This is a genomic window from Agromyces sp. ISL-38, assembly GCF_018613935.1.
Lineage (GTDB): Bacteria > Actinomycetota > Actinomycetes > Actinomycetales > Microbacteriaceae > Agromyces.
In genome coordinates this window covers 143,706-163,462 of the sequence record NZ_JAGGPF010000012.1, presented here as the reverse complement: position 1 = coordinate 163,462, position 19,757 = coordinate 143,706, and the positions used below count along the sequence as shown (strand labels likewise).

The 19,757-nt window shown below is 68.7% G+C and carries 18 protein-coding genes; 13 read left to right on the top strand and 5 right to left on the bottom strand.

Annotated elements, in window-relative coordinates:
* Position 1: 1 nt before the first annotated feature.
* From sdhA to sdhC, 3 genes are read right to left on the bottom strand one after another with little or no spacing between them, the layout of a single operon-like run.
* The gene (gene sdhA, locus J7E25_RS14805) at positions 2–1,807 is read right to left on the bottom strand and encodes a succinate dehydrogenase flavoprotein subunit (RefSeq protein ID WP_214870922.1); all 1,806 of its coding nucleotides are present in this window, start codon (positions 1,805–1,807) and stop codon (positions 2–4) included.
* 7 nt (positions 1,808–1,814) lie between these two features.
* A complete protein-coding gene (locus J7E25_RS14800) occupies positions 1,815–2,258 on the bottom strand; it encodes a succinate dehydrogenase hydrophobic membrane anchor subunit (protein WP_214870921.1) in 444 nt (147 codons plus the stop codon).
* A gap of 13 nt (positions 2,259–2,271) precedes the next feature.
* Positions 2,272–2,694, bottom strand: coding sequence for a succinate dehydrogenase, cytochrome b556 subunit (gene sdhC, locus J7E25_RS14795; protein WP_214870920.1), 423 nt, complete (start codon positions 2,692–2,694; stop codon positions 2,272–2,274).
* Positions 2,695–2,923: 229 nt separating this feature from the next.
* Between sdhC and J7E25_RS14790 the strand changes: the two genes are divergently transcribed.
* The 11 genes from J7E25_RS14790 to J7E25_RS14740 all read left to right on the top strand — a co-directional run bounded on the left by J7E25_RS14790 (position 2,924) and on the right by J7E25_RS14740 (position 14,582).
* Positions 2,924–4,048, top strand: coding sequence for a mannose-1-phosphate guanylyltransferase (locus tag J7E25_RS14790; protein WP_214870919.1), 1,125 nt, complete (start codon positions 2,924–2,926; stop codon positions 4,046–4,048).
* 23 nt (positions 4,049–4,071) lie between these two features.
* Positions 4,072–5,133 (top strand): BMP family protein, encoded by a 1,062-nt coding sequence (locus tag J7E25_RS14785; protein ID WP_214870918.1) that lies wholly within the window; start codon positions 4,072–4,074, stop codon positions 5,131–5,133.
* Between the two features lie 209 nt (positions 5,134–5,342).
* The gene (locus tag J7E25_RS14780) at positions 5,343–6,437 is read left to right on the top strand and encodes a BMP family ABC transporter substrate-binding protein (protein ID WP_308164595.1); all 1,095 of its coding nucleotides are present in this window, start codon (positions 5,343–5,345) and stop codon (positions 6,435–6,437) included.
* Between the two features lie 165 nt (positions 6,438–6,602).
* Positions 6,603–8,120 carry an ABC transporter ATP-binding protein gene (locus tag J7E25_RS14775; protein ID WP_214870917.1) on the top strand — a complete coding sequence of 506 codons (1,518 nt, stop codon included), beginning with the start codon at positions 6,603–6,605 and terminating at the stop codon, positions 8,118–8,120.
* Positions 8,117–9,499: an ABC transporter permease gene (locus J7E25_RS14770; RefSeq protein WP_214870916.1), complete on the top strand. Its 1,383-nt coding sequence runs from the start codon at positions 8,117–8,119 to the stop codon at positions 9,497–9,499. Before J7E25_RS14775 ends, J7E25_RS14770 begins: the two co-directional genes overlap by 4 nt.
* Positions 9,496–10,785: an ABC transporter permease gene (locus tag J7E25_RS14765; protein WP_308164594.1), complete on the top strand. Its 1,290-nt coding sequence runs from the start codon at positions 9,496–9,498 to the stop codon at positions 10,783–10,785. The genes J7E25_RS14770 and J7E25_RS14765 overlap by 4 nt, the downstream gene beginning before the upstream one ends.
* 37 nt (positions 10,786–10,822) lie before the next feature.
* On the top strand, positions 10,823–11,242 hold the full coding sequence (locus tag J7E25_RS14760) for a cytidine deaminase (protein WP_214870915.1): 420 nt from the start codon (positions 10,823–10,825) through the stop codon (positions 11,240–11,242).
* Entirely contained in the window at positions 11,239–12,540 is a 1,302-nt protein-coding gene (locus J7E25_RS14755; RefSeq protein WP_214870914.1) for a thymidine phosphorylase, read from the top strand. Before J7E25_RS14760 ends, J7E25_RS14755 begins: the two co-directional genes overlap by 4 nt.
* A 121-nt stretch (positions 12,541–12,661) precedes the next feature.
* The gene (locus J7E25_RS14750) at positions 12,662–13,783 is read left to right on the top strand and encodes an adenosine deaminase (RefSeq protein WP_214870913.1); all 1,122 of its coding nucleotides are present in this window, start codon (positions 12,662–12,664) and stop codon (positions 13,781–13,783) included.
* Between the two features lie 53 nt (positions 13,784–13,836).
* Positions 13,837–14,301, top strand: coding sequence for a PTS sugar transporter subunit IIA (locus J7E25_RS14745; protein ID WP_214870912.1), 465 nt, complete (start codon positions 13,837–13,839; stop codon positions 14,299–14,301).
* Positions 14,298–14,582, top strand: a complete 285-nt coding sequence (locus J7E25_RS14740; protein ID WP_214870911.1) for a PTS sugar transporter subunit IIB — start codon at positions 14,298–14,300, stop codon at positions 14,580–14,582. Before J7E25_RS14745 ends, J7E25_RS14740 begins: the two co-directional genes overlap by 4 nt.
* Positions 14,583–14,638: 56 nt before the next feature.
* On the opposite strand, the gene J7E25_RS14735 is transcribed toward J7E25_RS14740, so the two are convergent.
* Both J7E25_RS14735 and J7E25_RS14730 read right to left on the bottom strand, forming a co-directional pair.
* A complete protein-coding gene (locus tag J7E25_RS14735; RefSeq protein WP_214870910.1) occupies positions 14,639–16,336 on the bottom strand; it encodes a phospho-sugar mutase in 1,698 nt (565 codons plus the stop codon).
* Positions 16,337–16,354: 18 nt separating this feature from the next.
* On the bottom strand, positions 16,355–17,182 hold the full coding sequence (locus J7E25_RS14730) for a purine-nucleoside phosphorylase (protein WP_214870909.1): 828 nt from the start codon (positions 17,180–17,182) through the stop codon (positions 16,355–16,357).
* Between the two features lie 84 nt (positions 17,183–17,266).
* Between J7E25_RS14730 and J7E25_RS14725 the strand changes: the two genes are divergently transcribed.
* Positions 17,267–18,697, top strand: a complete 1,431-nt coding sequence (locus J7E25_RS14725; protein ID WP_129519916.1) for an NAD(P)H-quinone dehydrogenase — start codon at positions 17,267–17,269, stop codon at positions 18,695–18,697.
* Between the two features lie 276 nt (positions 18,698–18,973).
* Entirely contained in the window at positions 18,974–19,696 is a 723-nt protein-coding gene (locus J7E25_RS14720; protein ID WP_214870908.1) for a type IV toxin-antitoxin system AbiEi family antitoxin domain-containing protein, read from the top strand.
* Positions 19,697–19,757: the final 61 nt, after the last annotated feature.

The window sequence follows — 19,757 nt, the reverse complement described above, 5'->3', positions numbered from 1 at the left end:
GTCAGTACTTCCTCTCCATCGGCTGGTAACGGGTGATCGTGACCGGTTTCCAATCGAGTCGGATGTGGTCGGCGGCATCGGACGAGTGCGGATCGCCCGACAGGTAGGCCATCGTGTGCTGCATGTAGTTCGCGTCGTCGCGCTTCGGGAAGTCGTCGCGCATGTGGCCGCCGCGGCTCTCCTTGCGATTGCGCGCGGAGAAGACGACGACCTCGGCGAGGTCGAGGAGGAATCCGAGCTCGACGGCCTCGAGCAGGTCGGTGTTGAATCGCTTGCCCTTGTCTTGCACGGCGACGTTGCGGTAGCGATCGCGCAGCCCGGCGATGACGTCGGTGACGTGCTCGAGCGACTCGTCGGTGCGGAACACCTGGGCGTTCTTGTCCATCTCGTCTTGCAGCTCCTTGCGGATGGCTGCGATGCGCTCGGTGCCGTTGGAGTCGCGCAACTGCTCGAGCATGCCGCGCACCGCCGCGGCCGGGTCGTCGGGCAGCGGCGTGAAGTCGACGGACTTGACGTATTCGACCGCGTTGCGGCCGGCGCGCTTGCCGAAGACATTGATGTCGAGGAGCGAGTTGGTGCCGAGTCGGTTGGAACCGTGCACCGAGACGCACGCGCACTCGCCTGCGGCGTAGAGGCCGGGCACGACGGTGGCGTTGTCGCTCAGCACCTCGGCGGCGACGTTCGTGGGGATGCCGCCCATCGCGTAGTGCGCGGTCGGCATCACGGGCACGGGCTCGTACACGGGGTCGACGCCCAGGTAGGTGCGCGCGAACTCGGTGATGTCGGGGAGCTTCGTCTCGAGCACCTCGGCGCCGAGGTGGGTGCAGTCGAGCAGCACGTAGTCCTTGTGTGGCCCGGCGCCGCGGCCCTCGGCGACCTCCTGCACCATGCAGCGCGAGACGATGTCACGCGGGGCGAGGTCTTTGATCGTGGGCGCGTAGCGCTCCATGAAGCGCTCGCCGCTCGCGTTGCGGAGGATCGCGCCCTCGCCGCGGGCGCCCTCGGTGAGGAGGATGCCGAGTCCGGCCAGTCCGGTGGGGTGGAACTGGAAGAACTCCATGTCTTCGAGCGGCAGGCCCTTGCGCCAGATGATGCCGACACCGTCGCCCGTGAGGGTGTGCGCGTTCGACGTGGTCTTGTAGATCTTGCCGAACCCGCCCGTGGCGAAGATGACGGCCTTCGCCTGGAAGACGTGCAGCTCGCCCGTGGCGAGGTCGTAGGCGACGACGCCCGACGGCTGCTCGACGCCGTCGACGTCGGTCATCACGAGGTCGAGCACGTAGTACTCGTTGAAGAAGTTGATGCCGAGCCGCACGCAGTTCTGGAACAGCGTCTGCAGGATCATGTGGCCGGTGCGGTCGGCGGCGTAGCACGCCCGTCGCACGGGAGCCTTGCCGTGGTCGCGCGTGTGGCCGCCGAAGCGGCGCTGGTCGATCTTGCCCTCGGGCGTGCGGTTGAACGGCAGGCCCATGTTCTCGAGGTCGATGACCGCGTCGATGGCCTCCCGGGCGAGGATCTCGGCGGCATCCTGGTCGACGAGGTAGTCGCCGCCCTTGATGGTGTCGAAGGTGTGCCACTCCCAGCTGTCTTCCTCGACGTTCGCGAGCGCTGCGGCCATGCCGCCCTGCGCTGCTCCCGTGTGGGAGCGGGTGGGATAGAGCTTCGAGATGACCGCGGTCTTCGCACCCGGTCCGGCTTCGATGGCCGCTCGCATGCCGGCGCCGCCCGCGCCCACGATGACGATGTCGAACTGGTGGTAGTGCACGCCGTCGATGATGGTCGGGGCGTCGGCGATCTCGGAATTCACTGGTCTCCTAGGCGGCGCAGAACGAGGGAAGCAGGTCGGCCGGCGCACCCGCGGGGCACGGCTCGAAGGTGAAGACGACGAGGGTGCCGAGGATGATGAGCACCGCCGCCGACGCGAAGAGGGCGCCCTTCAGCACCTTCTGGACAGTGCCGGGGTTCGTGTAGTCGTTCACGAGGGTGCGCATGCCGTTGGCGCCGTGGATGAGCGCGAGCCAGAGCATCAGCACGTCCCACCACTGCCAGAACGGCTCGGCCCACTTGCCGCCGACGAAGCCGAAGTCGATCGCCTTCACGCCCTCGCCGACCATGAGATTCATGAACAGGTGGCCGAAGATCAGCACGATGAGCACGACACCCGACGCGCGCATGTAGATCCAGCCCCACTTCTCCCAGTTGACGCCTCGCCTCTGGGCGGGTCGCGCGGGAGCACGGGGGGATTCGATGGTGGTCATTTCGCTCCCCGTTCTAGTGGCTGAAGACGTTCATGAGGTGGCGCGGCACGAAGGCGATCATCGTGACGACCCAGAGGCCGACCACGACGTAGAACAGCACCTTCTGGTGTCTCGTCGCCCATGCCCAGAAGTCGACGAGGATGATGCGCAGGCCGTTGAAGGCGTGGAACACGATCGCGCCCACGAGCGCGACCTCGCCGAGGCCCATGATGGGCGTCTGGTAGGTGCCGATGACCGCGTTGTACGCCTCGGGGCTCACGCGCACGAGCGCCGTGTCGAGGATGTGCACGAGGAGGAAGAAGAAGATCGCGACACCCGTGATGCGGTGCAGCACCCACGACCACATTCCCTCTCGGCCGCGGTACAGCGTGCCACCCGGCTTCTGTCTCGCCGGCTTCGCGGGTGCGGTCAGGGTTCCTGCCGAGGTATCTGGCATGAACAACCCTCCCTGGCGGTATTGTCGCCCCGAACGAGGCGGCATTCGAGGGCGCTGGCGCCCGAAATCGAGTCTAGCCCCGCGTCTGGGGAGGGTGCCGCTTAGGACTGCCTAACTCTCTCGACGTCGAGAGATCGGATGCCGCAGCGGCATCCGTGGGGCTCGTGGCCTGCTCCGCGACCGCATCGCACCCAGCCCGTCTGACACGTCGACCGCTATTCTCGAAATCATGCCAGGACCTTCGCTTCCCATCGACCGCTTCTACGCGGTCATCCCGGCCGGCGGCGTCGGCTCCCGCCTGTGGCCGCTCTCGCGTGCCGATGCGCCGAAGTTCCTGCACGACCTCACGGGCTCGGGGCAGACCCTCTTGAAGGACACGTGGGATCGGCTCGCGCCGCTCGCGGGCGAGCAGCGGATCATGGTCGTCACCGGGCGAGCACATCGCGCGGCCGTCGAGTCGCAGCTGCCGGCGCTCACCGATGCGAACATCGTGCTCGAGAGCGAGCCCCGCGACTCGACCGCGGCGGTCGGCCTCGCCGCCGCGATCCTCGAGCGCCGCGAGCCGGGCGTCATCATCGGGTCGTTCGCCGCCGACCACGTCATCTCGGGCGAGGCGCTCTTCCGCGCAGCGGTCACCGATGCGATGGCCGCCGCCGACGCCGGCTACATCGCCACGATCGGCATCACGCCCACCGAGCCCGCCGTCGGATTCGGCTACATCGAGTGCGGCGATCCCCTCGATGTGCCGGGCGCCGAGCGGGTGACCGCCGTGTCGAGCTTCGTCGAGAAGCCCGACCTCGAGACGGCCAAGCGCTACCTCGCCGGCGGCGAGCACCTCTGGAACGCGGGCATGTACATCGCCCGAGCCGACCGCCTGCTCGAGGAGCTCGCCCGCACGAGGCCCGAGCTGCACGCGGGGCTCGTCGAGCTCGCCGCCGCCTGGGACGACCCCGACACCCGCGGACCGGCGGTCGACCGCATCTGGCCGAAGCTCGAGAAGATCGCGATCGACTACTCGATCGCCGAGCCGGCCGCCGCGGCCGGGCGCCTCGCCGTCATCCGCGGACACTTCCAGTGGGACGACGTGGGCGACTTCGCCTCCCTCGCGAAGCTCAACACCGCCGGGCGGTCGGGCGAGCTCGCAATTCTCGGCGAGAATGCTCGCGTCCTCTCCGATGCGTCGAGCGGCATCGTCGTGAGCCGCTCCAAGCGGGTCATCAGCCTGATCGGCGTGCGCGATATCGTCGTGGTCGACACCCCCGACGCATTGCTCGTCACCACGAGCGAACACGCGCAGCGGGTGAAGGCGGTCGTCGACGCACTTCGGCTCGGCGGGTCGAACGACGTGCTCTAGGCACGAGAGAAGCGGGGTTCAGGATGTCGGTGCGTCGATGGGTCGGGCTCGGAGCGGCGTTCGTCGCGGCATCCGTCGCCCTCGCAGCCTGCGCTCCGGCGCCCGAAGCCGGCGACGGCGGTGAGGCGAGCGAGGAGTGCGTGCGAATGGTCACGAACTCCGGCGGCCTCGAGGACCGCTCGTTCAACCAGTCGAGCTGGGAGGGCCTGCAGCTGGCCGAGGCGGAGCACGGCGTCGAGGCCGAGGCGATCGTCTCCACCGGTGAGACCGACCTCGCCCCCAACGTGCAGCAGGCCGTCGACTCCGGGTGCGGGCTCATCGTCACGGTCGGGTTCGAGCTCGCCGAGGCGACGCTCGCCCAGGCCGACGACAACCCCGACCTCGACTTCGCCATCGTCGACGAGACGGTCGAGGCCGAGAACGTGAAGCCGATCGTCTTCGACACCGCCCAGGCCTCCTTCCTCGCCGGCTACCTCTCGGCCGGAGTCTCGAAGACGGGCGTCGTCGCGACGTTCGGCGGCGGCAACCAGCCGCCCGTGACCCTCTTCATGGACGGCTTCGTCGATGGCGTAGCCAAGTACAACGAGGTGCACGGCACTGCGGTGCGCACGCTCGGCTGGGACAAGGCGAAGCAGGACGGCGCCTTCACCGGCGACTTCGAGGACATCAACAAGGGCAAGGCGCTCTCCGAGGGCTTCATCGACCAGGGCGCCGACGTCATCCTTCCGGTCGCCGGGCAAGTGGGCGAGGGGGCGGCGTCCGCCGCGCTCGAACGCGGCGGCGTCTCGGTCATCTGGGTCGACAGCGACGGCTTCGACACGCTGCGGCCCGAGTTCCGTCCCGTGATCCTCACGAGCGTGCTGAAGAACACGCAGGACGCCATGGTCCAGATCGTGGGCGAGGTGCAAGACGACACATTCTCGAACGAGCCCTACGTCGGCACCCTCGAGAACGGCGGCGTGGAGATCGCGCCATACCACGACCTCGCCCCGCTCGTCACGTCAGGGCTCGACGGCGAGATCGAGGGGCTGCGGCAGGCGATCATCTCGGGCGAACTCGTCGTCGATTCGCCGAGCTCACCCTGACCTGAGACCGCGGATCGGCCCAGAATCGGCACTGAATCGTCGGGTCACCCTCGCTCGGGGGACGCGTCGGCTGCTCATATGAGCAGAACATCGCGTCTTCATAACCATTGGATGTCGCGGCGCCCTCCGGCCTCTGAGACCGTTGCAACATTCGGTAACGTGACTTCACGAGTCCCGCGACGGTCGGGGCGCAGTCTTTGGAGGACACAGTGAAGGTCACGACCAGGAAGGCCGCGCTCAGCGGCCTCGCCATGTTCGGCGCAGCCGTGCTGCTCGCCGGTTGCGCACAGGCACCCGAGGAATCCGACGGCGGCGATGGGGGAGAGGCGAGCGACTTCGTCCCCTGCATGGTCTCCGACTCGGGCGGCTTCGACGACAAGTCCTTCAACCAGCTCGGTTTCGAGGGCCTCACGCAGGCCGCCGAGGAGCTCGGCGTCGAGCCGGTCACCGTGCAGTCCGACGCCGAGACCGACTACGCGCCCAACCTGACCAACCTCGTCGACCAGGGCTGCAACCTCATCGTGACGGTCGGCTTCGCCCTCTCGGCGGCGACGGTCGAGTCCGCGACCGCCAACCCAGACATCCAGTACGTCATCATCGACGACGCGGCCGACAACGACTTCGACGGCACGACCGATGCCGACAACATCAAGCCGATCCTCTTCGACACGGCCCAGGCAGCGTTCCTCGCGGGCTACGCGGCGGCGGGCTACTCGAAGACCGGCGTCGTCGGCACCTTCGGCGGCATGAACTTCCCGACGGTCTCCATCTTCATGGACGGCTTCAAGCAGGGCGTCGACTACCACAACAGCGAGAAGGGCACGAACGTGCAGGTCCTCGGCTGGGACGGCACCGACGGCGTGTTCACCGGCGGCTTCGAAGCGAACGACACGGCGCGCAACGCCGCACAGGGCCTCATCGACCAGAACGTCGACGTGCTCCTTCCCGTCGGTGGCGCGATCTACCAGCCCGGAGCGGCGGCAATCCGGGAGGCGGGCCGAGAGATCGCGATGATCGGCGTCGACGCCGACTTCACCGAGACCGACCCGTCGGTCGCCGACCTCATGCTCACCTCGATCCTCAAGGGCATCGACGTCGGTACCTACGACGCGGTCGTCGCGGCGGGCAACGGCGACTTCGACACCGCCCCCTTCGTGGGCACGCTCGAGAACGAGGGCGTCGGCATCGCGCCGTTCCACGACTACGAGTCGAAGGTTCCGGCCGAGCTCCAGGGTGAGCTCGACGACCTGAAGGCCGCGATCATCGCGGGCGACGTCAAGGTCAAGTCCTACCTCGCCGAGTAGCGACGAACGCACAGGTCGGGGAGGTCGGCGGAAGCCGGCCTCCCCGACCTTCGTCCGGATGCGCAGCAGCGCACGGCGGGCTACAAGTGAGCACGCGGCATCCGGCCCATTCAATATTCGCGCAGCATCTCCAGCCGATGCAGCCACCTCACTAGGATCGGGGACATGAAGCTCGAACTTCGCGGCATCACGAAGCGATTCGGCAGCTTGGTCGCCAACGACCACATCGACCTCACCGTGGAGGCCGGCGAGATCCACTGCCTCCTCGGCGAGAACGGCGCAGGCAAGTCGACGCTCATGAACGTGCTCTACGGCCTCTACCAGGCCGACGAGGGCGAGGTGCTCCTCGATGGTGAGGTGCGGCACTTCGCCGGACCCGGCGACGCCATGGCCGCCGGCATCGGCATGGTGCACCAGCACTTCATGCTCATCCCCGTCTTCACGGTCGCCGAGAACGTGATGCTCGGTCACGAGGCCACCAAGGCGGGCGGCGTGCTCGACCTTGCCACCGCCCGCGAGAAGGTCAACGAGATCTCCGCGAAGTTCGGCTTCCACGTCGACCCCGACGCGCTGATCGAAGACCTGCCCGTCGGCGTGCAGCAGCGGGTCGAGATCATCAAGGCCGTGTCGCGCGATGCGCACGTGCTGGTCTTCGACGAGCCGACCGCCGTGCTCACCCCGCAGGAGACCGACGAGCTCATGGGCACGATGCGCCAGCTCAAGGAGGCCGGCACCTCCATCGTCTTCATCACCCACAAGCTCCGCGAGGTTCGCGAGGTCGCCGACCGCATCACGGTCATCCGGCTCGGCAAGGTCGTGGGCGAGGCCGCCCCGACCGCCACGAACGCCGAGCTCGCCTCGATGATGGTCGGCCGTGCGGTGGAGCTCACCGTGCACAAGGAGGAGCCGAAACTCGGCGACCCGGCGCTCGTCGTCGATGGGCTGACCGTCGTCGACCACATCGGCCAGCTCGTCGTGAACGACGTGAGCTTCACCGTGCGGCGTGGCGAAATCCTCGCCGTCGCGGGCGTCCAGGGCAACGGCCAGACCGAGCTCACCGAGGCGTTGCTCGGCCTGCAGCCCCGCGTGCAGGGCTCGATCAGTCTCGACGGCGAGAACCTCACGTCTGCGAGCGTCAGGCGCCGGCTCGACGCCGGGGTCGGATTCATCCCGGAGGACCGCACGGAAGACGGCTTGGTCGGGGAGTTCACCATCGCCGAGAACCTGATGCTCGACCGCAGCGGCGGCGCTCCGTTCGTGCGGGCCGGCAACATCCAGCGCGGGGTGCTCGACGATTTCGCGCGCGAGAAGATCAGGGAGTTCGACGTCCGCACGCAGGGCATCGACTCGAAGGCGCGGCAGCTGTCGGGCGGCAACCAGCAGAAGGTCGTGCTCGCGCGGGAGCTCAGCCGAGACCTGCGGCTCCTGGTGGCCGCCCAGCCCACTCGTGGCGTGGATGTCGGATCCATCGAGTTCATCCACAAGAGGATCATCGAGGCACGCGACGAGGGCGTGCCGGTCGTCGTCGTCTCCACCGAGCTCGACGAGGTCACTGCACTCGCCGACCGCATCATGGTCATGTACCGCGGCCGCATCGTCGGCATCGTGCCGGGCGACACGCCCCGCGACGTCCTCGGCCTGATGATGGCCGGAGAGCACCCCGGAGAAGGAGCCGCCGCATGAGCGACCCGCAGCCGCCCAGGGGCGACCTGCCCACCGGCGCCGACCTCGACGCCGACGTCGCCATCGAGGAGCCGGCCGCGTCCTCGCCTGCCGGCGGCACCGCCGCCGACGACGCCCGCGCGACCGCAGCCGGGCCAGGCACTGCCTCCACGGATGCCTCGGTCCCGCCGCCCTCGCGCTGGCATACGGTGTTCCAGCAGATCGTCACGGGCAACGCGATCATCTCCGTGCTCGCCGTCGTGCTCGCCCTCATCGTCGGCGCGATCATGATCGCGTTCACCGACGAGCGCGTGCAGGAGACGAGCGGCTACTTCTTCTCGCGTCCCTCCGACACCCTCCTCGCGATCTGGAACTCGGTCTCGGGCGCGTATTCGGCGCTCTTCCAGGGGTCGATCTACAACTTCCGCCGCGACGACTTCCTCGCCGGCATCCGACCGCTCACCGAGACGCTTACGTTCGCGACGCCACTCATCGCCGGCGGACTCGGCGTCGGGCTCGGCTTCCGCGTCGGCTTGTTCAACATCGGTGGTCGCGGGCAGATCCTGATCGCGGCGTCAGTCGCCGGCTGGATCGCGTTCGGATTCGATATGCCCTGGGGCATCCACATGCTCGTCGCCCTCATCGGCGGTCTCGTCGGCGGCGCGCTCTGGGCGGGCATCGCCGGGCTGCTGAAAGCCCGCACCGGCGCCCACGAGGTGATTGTCACGATCATGCTGAACTACGTCGCGTTCTACCTCGTCTCCTGGTTGCTGCGCACCCCCGGCCTGCTCCAGGCGCCGGGGTCGAGCAATCCGAAGACCCCGGCTATGAAGGAGACGGCGATCTTCCCCGAGCTCCTCGGGCCGCAGTACAACCTGCACTTCGGCTTCATCCTCGTGATCGTCGCGACGATCGTCGTCTGGTGGATCCTCAACCGCTCGAGCCTCGGCTTCCAGTTCCGCGCGGTCGGCGAGAACCCCAATGCCGCTCGCGTCGCCGGCATCAACGTGAAGTCGATATACGTGTACGCGATGCTCATCGCGGGCGCACTCCTCGGCCTGGCCGGCGTCAGCCAGGTACTCGGGACCGTCACGACGGGCTTCACCGCCGGCATCGACGCCGGTATCGGCTTCGAGGCCATCACGGTCGCCCTCCTCGGACGTTCACGACCGTGGGGCATCTTCATCGCGGGCGTCCTGTTCGGCGCCTTCAAGGCCGGCGGGTTCTCGATGCAGGCGGCTGAGGGCGTGCCGATCGAGATCGTGCTCGTCGTCCAGGCGCTCATCGTGCTCTTCATCGCAGCCCCGCCGCTCGTGCGCACGATCTTCCGCCTGCCCGCTCCCGGGTCCGGACCGCGCAGACCTCGACCCATCGTCACGAAGGAGGTGAAGGCGAAGTGAGCACCACCGTGCAGCAGCCCGCCCCGGCATCCGAGATCGTCGTCCTCCCGACGACCGTGGTCACGAGCTGGAAGGCACCGATCGCTTTCGCGGTCTTCACCCTCGCCACCCTCGGGCTCGCGGTGTTCGCGCCGCGAGATGGCGACACCACGTTCCGCTGGTCCACCCCGAGCGACGTCATCCAGCTGCCCGAGCTCACGGTTCCCGCGATGCCGACGCTGTGGGTGGTCATCGCGCTGCTCGTGCTCGCGACGGCGTACTCGGTGATGCTCGTGTCGACGAGACGCCGCGTGCCGCTCTGGCTCATCGTCGTGTTCGCCGTCCTGAGCATGTTCGGTTTCCTCACGTGGGCGGCGGCAGGTGCATCACTCCCCATGATCGGCCTGCTCTTCGGATCGCTCAGCCTCGCGGTGCCGCTCATCTACGGTGCGCTCACCGGCGTGATCGGCGAGCGAGCGGGCGTCACCAACATCGCGATCGAGGGTCAGTTGCTCGCCGGCGCCTTCACCGCCGCCGTCGTCGCATCCGTGACCCGCCAGCCGCTGCTCGGGCTCGTCGCGGCGATGGTGGCCGGAATGCTCGTCGGCATGGTGCTCGCCGCCTTCTCCATCAAGTACTTCGTCGACCAGATCATCGTCGGTGTCGTGCTGAACGTGCTGATCATCGGCCTCACGAGCTTCATCTATTCGCAGGTGCTCACGCCGAATGCGGCACTGCTCAATACGCCGCCCCGCTTCCCGCGCCTGCCGATCCCGGTCCTGAGCGAGATCCCGATCATCGGGCCGGTGTTCTTCCGCCAGACTCTCGTCGTCTACCTCATGTACGTCGCCGTCGCGGTCGTGTACTTCGGCCTGTTCCACACCAAGTGGGGTCTCCGGGTCCGCGCGGTCGGCGAGCACCCTCAGGCGGCCGATACCGTCGGCATCAACGTCAACCGCACGAGGTTCTGGAACGTCGCGCTCGCCGGTTCCCTCGCCGGCCTCGGCGGCACGTTCTTCACGATCGGGTCGGGCATCGCCTTCAACAAGGAGATGACCGCTGGCGCCGGCTTCATCGCGCTCGCCGCGGTGATCTTCGGACAGTGGGACCCCATCAAGGCGACGCTCGCGGCGCTCCTGTTCGGCTTCGCGTCGAACCTGCAGAACACGCTCTCGGTCATCGGGTCTCCGGTGCCGAGCGAGTTCATGCTCATGCTGCCGTACGTCGTGACGATCTTCGCCGTCGCCGGCCTCGTCGGCAAGTCCCGTCCGCCGGCGGCAGACGGCAAGCCGTACATCAAGTCCTGACCCACGCGAATCGACTCATCCTGAACTGGGGAGCACCATGACCGCCACGGATCCGATCGATTGGGACGCGCTGCGCGCGCGTGCCCGAGAAGCGATGGCTAAGGCCTACGCGCCCTACTCGGAGTACCCGGTCGGCGCGGCGGCGATCGCCGACGACGGCCGGGTCGTGAGCGGATGCAACATCGAGAACGCGTCCTACGGCGTGACCCTCTGCGCCGAGTGCTCGCTCGTCTCCGCGCTCGTCATGTCGGGCGGCGGCAAGCTCGTGGCGTTCACGTGCGTCGACGGGCACGGCTCGGTGCTCATGCCGTGCGGGCGCTGCCGTCAGCTGCTCTACGAGCACTCGGCCGAGGGGATGCTCCTCGAGACCGTCTCCGGCATCAAGACGATCGACGAGGTGCTGCCCGACGCCTTCGGGCCGCGCCAGCTCGCCGAGTTCCGCGGGGCTGGCGCGTGAGCGCGATCGAGGCGTTCGACGCCGTCGACCTCATCCGCTCGAAGCGCGACGGTGGCGAGCTCGACACCGTCGAGATCGACTGGCTCATCGACGCGTACACCCGCGGTTACGTCGCCGACGAGCAGATGTCGGCGATGACCATGGCGATCTTCCTGAACGGCATGTCTCGACGTGAGATCAAGGACATGACCATGGCCATGATCGCCTCGGGCGAGCGCATGGACTTCTCCGGCCTCGGAAAGCCCACGAGCGACAAGCACTCGACGGGCGGGGTCGGCGACAAGATCACCCTGCCGCTCATGCCGCTCGTGGCGTCCTTCGGCGTCGCCGTGCCGCAGCTCTCCGGGCGAGGCCTCGGGCACACCGGCGGCACGCTCGACAAGCTCGAGTCGATCCCCGGCTGGAGGGCCGAGCTCACCAACGACGAGATGTTCGCGCAGCTTCGCGACGTGGGCGGCGTCATCTGCGCCGCGGGCCCCGGGCTCGCCCCGGCCGACAAGAAGCTCTATGCACTGCGCGACATCACGGGCACCGTCGAGGCCATCCCGCTCATCGCATCGTCGATCATGTCGAAGAAGATCGCCGAGGGCACGGGCGCGCTCGTGCTCGACGTGAAGTTCGGCTCGGGCGCCTTCCTCCAAGACATCGAGCGTTCGCGCGAGCTCGCGCGCACGATGGTCGAGCTCGGCGAAGACGCGGGCGTCGCGACCTCCGCCCTGATCACGAACATGAACGTGCCGCTCGGACTCACGATCGGCAACGCAAACGAGGTGCGCGAATCGGTCGAGGTGCTCGCCGGCGGCGGGCCATCGGATGTCCGCGAGCTCACGATCGCGCTCGCGCGCGAGATGCTCGCGCTCGCCGGTCGGCCCGATGCCGACGTCGAAGCAGCGCTCGACGACGGCCGCGCGATGGACACGTGGCGCCGGGCGATCCAGGCGCAGGGCGGCGATCCCGACGCGCCGCTTCCCATCGCTCGTGAACAGCACGTCGTGACCGCCGACCGTGACGGCGTGCTCGTCGCCCAGGAGGCCCTGCCGTTCGGCATCGCCGCGTGGCGCCTCGGCGCTGGTCGTGCCCGCAAGGAGGATCCCGTGCATCACACCGCCGGCATCGACCTGCACGCGAAGCCCGGCGACGAGGTGCGTGCAGGCGCGCCGTTGTTCACGCTGCACGCCGACGAGCCCGCTCGCTTCGCACGCGCGCTCGAAGCGGTCGAGGGCGCGTGGCGGATCGGCGACCTCGGCGATCCGATCGACGACGGCGGACCGCTCATCGCCGACCGCATCGGCCGGTGAGCATGGTCGCCGTGCAGCCTCTCTCGCATAGCCGAAACGGCGCCGGAATGTGCGCCGATCAGGGCTGGCGAGCTTCGAGATTGCCGAGACTTCGCGGCGGGCCCGCCGCTATCGTTGACTCGTGAACACGAATCCGACCGAGTACCGCCTCGAAGGCGATGGCACGAGCATCCAGGCATTGCCGAAGATCTCGCTGCACGACCACCTCGACGGCGGACTGCGTCCGCAGACCCTCCTCGAGCTCGCCGACGAGCTCGGCCTCGAGGTGCCGGCCCCCGACGCCGAGTCGCTCGCGACATGGTTCGCCGAACAGTCGAACTCCGGCTCGCTCGTCGAGTACCTGAAGACCTTCGATCTCACGACCGCCGTCATGCAGACGCGCGCCGGCCTCAGCCGCGTGGCGCGCGAGTTCGTGCAAGACCTTGCTGCCGATGGTGTGATCTACGGCGAGATCCGGTGGGCGCCCGAGCAGCACCTCACGCGCGGCCTCGACCTCGACGAGGTCGTCGAGGCCGTGCAGGCGGGCATCGAGCAGGGCATCGACGACGCGCAGCACCAGGGCCACGCCATCCGGGCCGGCCAGCTCGTCACGGCCATGCGGCACGCCGACCGCAGCCTCGAGATCGCCGAGCTCGCGGTGCGCCACCGCGAGCGTGGCGTCGTCGGGTTCGACATCGCGGGCGCCGAGGCCGGATTCCTGCCGAGCCGGCATCGCACCGCCTTCGACTACCTCGCGACGCAGTTATTCCCGGTCACCGTGCACGCAGGCGAGGCAGACGGCCTCGAGTCGATCCGTAGCGCGCTCTTCGACGGTCGGGCGCTCCGCCTCGGTCACGGCGTGCGCATCGCCGAAGACCTCACGATCGAGCGGCAAGACGACGACAACACCTACGTCTCGCTCGGCCCGACCGCGCAATGGGTGCGCGACCGCGAGATCGCGCTCGAGACGAGCCCGTCCTCGAACCTGCAGACCGGCGCGATCGCCGCGTGGGGCGACGAACTCGTCGACCACCCGTTCGACCTGCTCTACCAGCTCGGGTTCCGCGTCACGGTCAACACCGACAACCGGTTGCAGAGTGGCACGTCGCTCAGCCGCGAGCTCGCGCTCCTCAGCGACGCGTTCGGCTACGACCTCGACGACCTCGAGACGTTCCAGCTGAATGCCGCGACATCCGCGTTCCTGCCGCTCGACGACCGCGAGGAGCTCATCGAGCGCATCGAAGACGGGTTCGACGAAGCCTGACCCGCGGAGACACCAGCACGTGCCGCCTCCTGCCGCCTCCGAACGGATCAACCATGACCATCCCGCCGCTTCCCGACACGGCCGTCGTGCTCGGCGCGCGTGTCGACGATTGGCGCGCAGCCGTGCGCGAGGCCGGCCGAGCCCTCACCCGCTCGGGTGCCACGCGGGCTGAGTATGCCGACCGCATGATCGCGGTCATCGAGGAGTTCGGTGCCTATGTCGTCATCGCGCCCGGGCTCGCGCTCGCGCACGCACGCCCCGGCCCCGACGTGCGTCGTGAGGGGCTCGCGGTCGTGACGCTCGCCGAGGCGGTGCCGTTCGGGCACCCGCACAACGACCCCGTCGAGGTCGTCGTGGGGCTTGCCGTCTCGAACGCCGACGAGCACGTGGCATCCGTCGCCAAGCTCGCGAACGCCTTCAACGACACCGGCATCGTCGCGCGCATCGCAGCGGCGTCGTCGGCGGCAGCCGTGCGCTCGATCCTCGGCCTCGACGAAGAGGCCGGAGCCGGCTCGTGAGGATCGTCGCGGTCTGCGGGGTCGGCATCGGCACGTCGGCCATCCTCAAGGTGAACGCCGAACGCGCCCTCGCCCGGCTCGGGCTCACGGCCGACGTCAGCGCGAGCGATCTCGCGGGCGTCGCCGATGCCGCTGCCGACGCGCAGGTCATCCTGACGTCGACCGAGCTCGCCGCCGCGGTTCGCGAGGCGATCGGCCGGAGCTTCGCCGAGATCATCGAGGTGCAGAACTACTTCGACGTCGACGAGATCGGCGCGAAGCTCGAGGAATCGCTCGGCTGAGCCCGTTCGCACTCGGTTGAGTTCGAGCTCGCCTGAGCTCTCGAGCCCGGCGACCGTCAGTCCGTGAGCTCCTGCATGCCGCGCTCGAGGCGAGTCACGGCAGCGGATGCCGCGGCGCGCCGATCAGCGACCGACCCCTCGACGGAGACGGCGTCGATGTAGACCTTGAGCTTCGGCTCGGTGCCGCTCGGTCGCACCATCACTCGGGCCCCGCCCTCGAGCACGATGCGCAGCACGTCGGAGGGCGGCAGGTCGCCGAAGCCGTCGCTCAGGTCTTCGATGCGCTCGACGCGGATGCCGCCCACCGACGCGGGCGGAACCGCGCGGAGGCGAGCCATGATCTCCCCGATGCGGGCGAGGTCGGTCACGCGGATCGAGAGCTGCGACGAGGCGAAGCATCCGAACCGTTCGATGAACTCATCGAGGTGGTCGGCGACCGTGCGGCCGGTCGCTTGCAGCTCTGCGGCGAGCGAGAGGAAGGCGAGGGCGGCGGAGATGCCGTCTTTGTCGCGCACGGTCTCGGGATTCACGAGGTAGCCGAGCGCTTCCTCGAACCCGAAGAGCAGGCCAGGTGCGCGGGAGATCCACTTGAATCCGGTGAGCGTCGACTCGAAGTCGAGGTCGGACGCATGAGCGATCGCCTCGAGGCCGGGGGAGGAGACGATCGAGCACGCGAGCGCTCCGTTCGGGCCGGAGTCGCCGGCCACTGCCGCCGCGCGCTCTGCGGCCTGCCAGCCGAGGAGGAGGCCGACCTCGTTTCCGGTGAGGCGTCGATAGCCGTGTGATTCTGCGGCGTCGGGAATCGCGATCGCGAGGCGATCCGCGTCGGGGTCGTTCGCGATGATGAGATCGGCGCCGACCTCGCGGGCGCGCTCGAAGCTGAGGTCCATCGCCCCGGGCTCTTCGGGGTTCGGGAACGAGACGGTGGGGAACGTCGCGTCGGGGTCGATCTGCGCCTCGACGAGCGCCGGGCCATCGAAACCGGCGACCTCGAGCACTCGCGACATCGTCTCCCAGCCGACGCCGTGAAGTGCCGTGTACACGACGCGCGGCTGCATCGTGGGACGCACGGCCACGGCGGCCGTCTGTCGCACGTACTCGTCGACAATCGACTCGGGTGCGGTCTCGAACGCGGCGCGCGGCATCGTGTCGACGGGCGAAGCGGCCGCGGCGCTGAGGATGTGCGCCGCGATCTCGGCGTCGGCCGGGGCGACGATCTGCGAACCCTGGTGCTCGCCGCCGAGGTACACCTTGTAGCCGTTGTCGTTCGGCGGGTTGTGCGAAGCCGTCACCATGACGCCCGCCGAGACGCCCAGATGGCGCACCGCGAAGGCGAGCACGGGAGTCGGCAGGAGCCTCGGCAGGAGGATGGCGCGCACGCCCGCGCCCGCCATGATCTCCGCCGAGTCGCGCGCGAAGACGTCGGAGTTCTTGCGGCCGTCGTAGCCGATGACGACCGAGGGCGAAGCCCCCGGTTCGGCGTGCTCGACGAGGTATGCGGCCAGCCCCGCGGCGGCTTGCGACACGAGCACCCGGTTCATGCGGTTGGGTCCGGCGGCGATCGCGCCGCGGAGGCCGGCGGTGCCGAACGCGAGCCTTGCGTCGAAGCGGTCGGCGAGCTCAGCGGATGCCTCGGCGTCGCCCGCACGGGCACCCTCGACGAGTGCGGCGAGCTCGACCCGGGTCTCGGGGTCGGGGTCTTGGGCGATCCACGCTTCGGCGAGGGCGAGGCGCGTCGTGTCGGTGGCGTTCATCTGCGACATCCGCTCGACCTACAGTGCCGCAACGATCTGCGCGAGCAGCCGGCTGATCACGGGCTCGGCGTTGCGACCCGCCTCGAGCACCTCTTCGTGGCTCAGGGGCGTCAGCTGGATGCCGGCAGCGAGGTTCGTGATGAGCGACATGCCGAGCACCTCCATGCCGGCCTGCCTCGCGGCGATCGCCTCGAGTGCGGTCGACATGCCGACGATGTGGCCGCCGATGACCTTCGCCATCTGCACCTCGGCGGGCGTCTCGTAGTGGGGGCCGCGGAACTGGCAGTACACGCCCTCGTCGAGGCTCGGATCGATCGTGCGTGCGAGGTCGCGCAGCCGAGCCGAGTACAGGTCGGTGAGGTCGATGAAGGTCGCGCCCTCGAGCGGGGAGTCGCCCGTGAGGTTGATGTGGTCGCTGATGAGCACGGGAGTGCCGGGCTTCCAGTGCGGCTTGATGCCGCCGGCGCCGTTCGTGAGGATCATCGTCGTCGCGCCGGTCGCCGCGGCGGAGCGCACGGAGTGCACGACCCTCCGCACGCCATGGCCCTCGTAGTAGTGCGTGCGTGCGCCGATGACGAGGGCACGCTTTCCGCTCGGCAGCAGCACCGAACGCAAGGTGCCCACGTGCCCCTCGAGCGCGGGCTTCGAGAAGCCGGGAACCTCGGATGCCGCGATCGTGTGCGTCGTCTCGCCGATGAGCTCGGCCGCAGCGCCCCAGCCGCTGCCGAGCGTGAGTGCGACGTCGTGGCGTTCGACGCCCGTCAGTTCGGCGATCCTCGCGGCGGCCTCGGCGGCGATGGCGAAGGGGTCTGCGGTCGGGTCGTCAAGCGGGTTGGCATCGTGCATCCCACCACTCTAATGAGGCACGGATGCCGCAGCGGGGCGCTGCTCGTTTTGCTGGCGCTTCGCGCCCTACGACAGAATGTGACCATGGCCTACGAGTTCGAGCGCACACAACGAATCGCCGTCCTCGGTGGCGGACCCGGCGGATACGAGGCGGCCCTCGCGGCCGCCCAGCTCGGCGCGGAGGTCACCCTGGTCGAGCGGGCGGGCGTCGGCGGCTCTGCGGTGCTCACCGACGTCGTGCCCTCGAAGTCGCTCATCGCGACCGCCGAGGCCTCGAACGCGGTGAAGGAGGCGGGCGACCTCGGCGTGCAGTTCTACGCAAAGGGCACCGCCGACAAGCCAGTGCGACCCGAGGTCGCCATCAACCTCGCGGCCGTCAACAAGCGCCTGCTCGGGCTCGCCGCGCAGCAGTCCGAGGACATGCGCTCGAACCTCATCGAGGCGGGAGTCCGCCTCGTGCAGGGCGAGGGGCGGCTCGACGGCACGAACGCGATCATCGTCTCGACGGCGAAGGGCGGCACCGACTTCGACCGCATCGAGGCCGACACGCTCGTGCTCTCGGTGGGCGCGACGCCGCGAATCCTGCCGACGGCAGTTCCCGATGGGGAGCGCATCCTCACCTGGACACAGCTCTACGATCTCGAGCGGATTCCCGAGCACCTCATCGTCGTGGGGTCGGGTGTCACGGGCGCCGAGTTCGCCTCGGCCTACCGCGCGCTCGGCGCGAAGGTCACGCTCATCTCGAGCCGCGACCAGGTGCTGCCCGGTTCGGATGCCGATGCCGCGACGGTGATCGAGAAGGTATTCAAGCGCAACGGCATGAAGGTGCTGAACAAGACCCGCGCGGCATCCGTCGTGCGCGACGGCGACGGGGTCGTCGCGACACTCTCCGATGGTCGCGAGGTGCGCGGCAGCCACTGCCTCATGGCAGTGGGGTCGGTGCCGAACACGCCCGACATCGGGCTCGAGGCGGCTGGCGTGCAGCTCTCCGACAGCGGCCACATCCGGGTGAACCGCGTCGCTCGCACGTCGATCCCGAACATCTACGCAGCGGGCGACTGCACGACGTTCCTGCCGCTCGCCTCGGTGGCGTCGATGCAGGGCCGCACCGCGGTCTTTCACGCGATGGGCGACATCGTCGACCCGCCCGAGGAGCGCAACATCACCTCGAACATCTTCACGCAGCCCGAGATCGCCACCGTCGGCTGGACCCAGAACGACATCGAGGAGGGCGTGGTGCCCGGCGTCGTCTACAAGCTGCCGCTCTCGTCGAACCCGCGCGCGAAGATGATGGGCATCCGTGACGGCTTCGTGAAGCTCTTCGCGTCGAACGGCTCAGGGGCGATCATCGGCGGCGTCATCGTCGCCCCGAAGGCCTCCGAGCTGATCTTCCCGCTCGCGCTCGCCGTCGAGCACCGGCTCACGGTCGACCAGTTCGCCGAGGCGTTCCCGGTGTACCCGTCGCTGAGCGGTTCGCTCACCGACGCCGCGCGCGCGATGCACGTGGTGCGCTGACCCCTCAGTCAGAATTCAGGAACCAGCGACCGGACCACCTTGCAGAATTCAGGAGCTGCCTGTCCAGATGTCGTGAGAGAGGCGCGAAAACGGTGACTGAGCAGGGCCGCCGCTCCGATCCTTCCTGAGTAGTGAACATGGGCGACGGATCCTGCGGCCCTGCCCTCCTGAATTCTGACGAGTGAGCCCACCTCAACAGGCACGCACACCAGGACGTAGTGCACAGATGTGGCTTCCAGCCACTCCGGGATTGCCGTAGGAGCAGACGATCACGGGGTGCGACGTCTCCTCGACACCATTGATGAGCTCGGCGGCATCACGACGAGGCGAGATCTGTTGCGCCGCGGCTTCACGGGCCACCAGCTCACAGCTGCGGTACGCGCCGGCACCGTCCGGCGAGTTCGGCAGGGGCACTACGCGCTCCCGAACGCATCCATCGAGCGGCTGGCCGCTGTTCGCCTCGGCGGACGACTCGGCTGCCTCAGCGCCACGAAGACGTACGGACTCTGGGCGGGGAGCGACGACGACCGCGTGCACGTGACGCTCCCGGCGAACGCCGCTCGCCTGCGAACGAACGTACCGCTTCGGAGGAGGGAGGTCGCGCTGATGCCCGATCGATTCCGCCTGCCCGTCGTGCTCCACTGGCGTGACGTACCGGTCGGGCGACGTAGAACGGGCAACGCGTGGCGCGTCGATCTCCCTACTGCGCTGGCGGATGTCGCGAGTTGCGCCTCGAGGCGTGATGTGCGGGCGACGTTCGAATCGGCCATACACGAGGGGCTGCTCCAGTTCAGCGACGCACAACGATGGCTCGATGCGGTGCTGCCGTCGAAGGAAGCGCCAATGGTGTTGAGTGCAGCATCCGGCTCGGGCGCCGAGTCGCATCGCGGCTACCCGACCCTTCGGATCCCGGCGCGAGTCGTGATCCACCATCCCGAACTGGCCGCGGAGATGCTCAGGGGCGCGATCCGTGCCCTTCACGAGCGCTCTGCCGCCTGAGTCGCGGTGACGCGGTCGAGTGCGTGATCGAGTCCCTCACGATCCGAGTGCTCTGCCACTC

What these genes read in the sequence shown, in the direction of transcription:
- J7E25_RS14760 (WP_214870915.1), top strand. Translation starts at nt 10,823, where the DNA reads ATGACCGCCACGGATCCGATCGATTGGGACGCGCTGCGCGCGCGTGCC.
- J7E25_RS14735 (WP_214870910.1), bottom strand. Translation starts at nt 16,336, where the DNA reads ATGAACGCCACCGACACGACGCGCCTCGCCCTCGCCGAAGCGTGGATC.
- J7E25_RS14775 (WP_214870917.1), top strand. Translation starts at nt 6,603, where the DNA reads ATGAAGCTCGAACTTCGCGGCATCACGAAGCGATTCGGCAGCTTGGTC.
- J7E25_RS14790 (WP_214870919.1), top strand. Translation starts at nt 2,924, where the DNA reads ATGCCAGGACCTTCGCTTCCCATCGACCGCTTCTACGCGGTCATCCCG.
- J7E25_RS14730 (WP_214870909.1), bottom strand. Translation starts at nt 17,182, where the DNA reads ATGCACGATGCCAACCCGCTTGACGACCCGACCGCAGACCCCTTCGCC.
- sdhC (WP_214870920.1), bottom strand. Translation starts at nt 2,694, where the DNA reads ATGCCAGATACCTCGGCAGGAACCCTGACCGCACCCGCGAAGCCGGCG.
- J7E25_RS14770 (WP_214870916.1), top strand. Translation starts at nt 8,117, where the DNA reads ATGAGCGACCCGCAGCCGCCCAGGGGCGACCTGCCCACCGGCGCCGAC.
- J7E25_RS14745 (WP_214870912.1), top strand. Translation starts at nt 13,837, where the DNA reads ATGACCATCCCGCCGCTTCCCGACACGGCCGTCGTGCTCGGCGCGCGT.
- J7E25_RS14800 (WP_214870921.1), bottom strand. Translation starts at nt 2,258, where the DNA reads ATGACCACCATCGAATCCCCCCGTGCTCCCGCGCGACCCGCCCAGAGG.
- J7E25_RS14725 (WP_129519916.1), top strand. Translation starts at nt 17,267, where the DNA reads ATGGCCTACGAGTTCGAGCGCACACAACGAATCGCCGTCCTCGGTGGC.
- J7E25_RS14785 (WP_214870918.1), top strand. Translation starts at nt 4,072, where the DNA reads ATGTCGGTGCGTCGATGGGTCGGGCTCGGAGCGGCGTTCGTCGCGGCA.